This is a genomic window from Micromonospora sp. RTP1Z1, from assembly GCF_033804685.1.
Taxonomy (GTDB): Bacteria; Actinomycetota; Actinomycetes; order Mycobacteriales; family Micromonosporaceae; genus Micromonospora.
This window is the reverse complement of the sequence record NZ_JAPFQV010000136.1, coordinates 1-1359: the sequence shown is the minus strand read 5'-3', so window position 1 is coordinate 1359 and position 1359 is coordinate 1. Positions and strand designations below refer to the sequence as shown.

The window sequence follows — 1359 nt, the reverse complement described above, 5'->3', positions numbered from 1 at the left end:
CAGAGGCAAAGCAAAGTCAGGTGATCATGTGGACGTGCTGCTCAGCGGCGGGTTCGCTGTCTGAGGCCGGTTCATAGACGCGGCCTTCCTAAGTGGATGATGAAGGTTCTCTACGCCAGCATCGTCTGCAAAGAAAGGCCGCTCGTGGCAGTCTCCCATGCCCTGACCTCTACCGTCACCGATGGTGGCGCCGACATGGACGTCTCGGACGTGACCGCGTTGTACGAGGTGTTCTGCCAGGTCAGCGACCCACGCAAGCGTCGGGGAGTGCGTCACCCGCTGCCGGCGGTGTTGACCATGCTGGCGTTGGCGGTGCTCTGCGGGGCCCGTAACTTCCGTCAGGCCGCCGACCGGGTCGCCGAACTACCCACGCTGCTGCTGGCCGCCGCGGGCGCCCGCCTGGACCCCCGCCACGGCAGGCGGATGCCACCCAGCCGTGACACCCTGCGCCGGCTGGCCGAGACGATCGACGCCGCCGCCACGGACCGCCTGCTGTGTCAGTGGATCGCCACCCGCATCCCACCACCCATTGACGGTGTGCGACCCGGCCTGGCCCTGGACGGCAAGACCGTACGGGCCTCCCACGACGGCGACCCCGCCAACAACGTGAAACTGTTCTCCGCGATGCGCCACGACACCGCCGTGGTGATCGCCCAACTCCGGGTGCCCGACGACACCACCGAGGTCACCCAGGTCCAGACGTTGCTGGACCCGGTCGAGATCGCCGGCACGGTGATCACCGCCGACGCCGCGCACCCCTCGACCGAGACCGCCGCCTACCTGCACCAACGCGGCGCCGGTTACGTGTTCACCGTAAAGGGCAACAGACCCGCCCTCCTCGCGGCGATCTGGCAGCGCCTACCCGCCGCGACCAGCGACACCGCCGCGCACACCCACCGCGAACACCGCTCCGGGGTCATCATCGAACGGCGGATCTGGACCGCCGACGCCGCCGGCATCGATTTCCCCGCCGCCGCGCAGGTCTTCCGGATCCGCCGCGACACCTACGACCTGACCGGCCAACGCCTGCGCAAAGACATCGTCCACGGCATCACGAACCTGGCCGTCCAGGCCACCACAGCCGCGGACATCGCCGACTACACCCGTCGACACTGGGGAATCGAAAACAAGATCCACTGGGTGCGGGACGTCATCTTCGCCGAAGACCACCACCACGCCTGGCTCGGCGCTACCGCCCACACCATGGCCCTGTTCCGCAATCTCGCCATCGGACTGATCCGCCTCGCCGGCCACACCAAGATCAAACAAGTCCTGGAGCGACTCCACGGCAACAAACTACTAATCCTGCCCCTGCTCACCGCATCCCGAACATGATCAACTGACTTTGCTTTACCCCTG

1 protein-coding gene is annotated in these 1359 nt (G+C 67.0%); it reads left to right on the top strand.

The annotated features are described in order from the left end of the window. Positions 1–195 precede the first annotated feature (195 nt). Positions 196–1335, top strand: coding sequence for an ISAs1 family transposase (locus SLP03_RS31375; RefSeq protein WP_319464256.1), 1140 nt, complete (start codon positions 196–198; stop codon positions 1333–1335). Positions 1336–1359 lie beyond the last annotated feature (24 nt).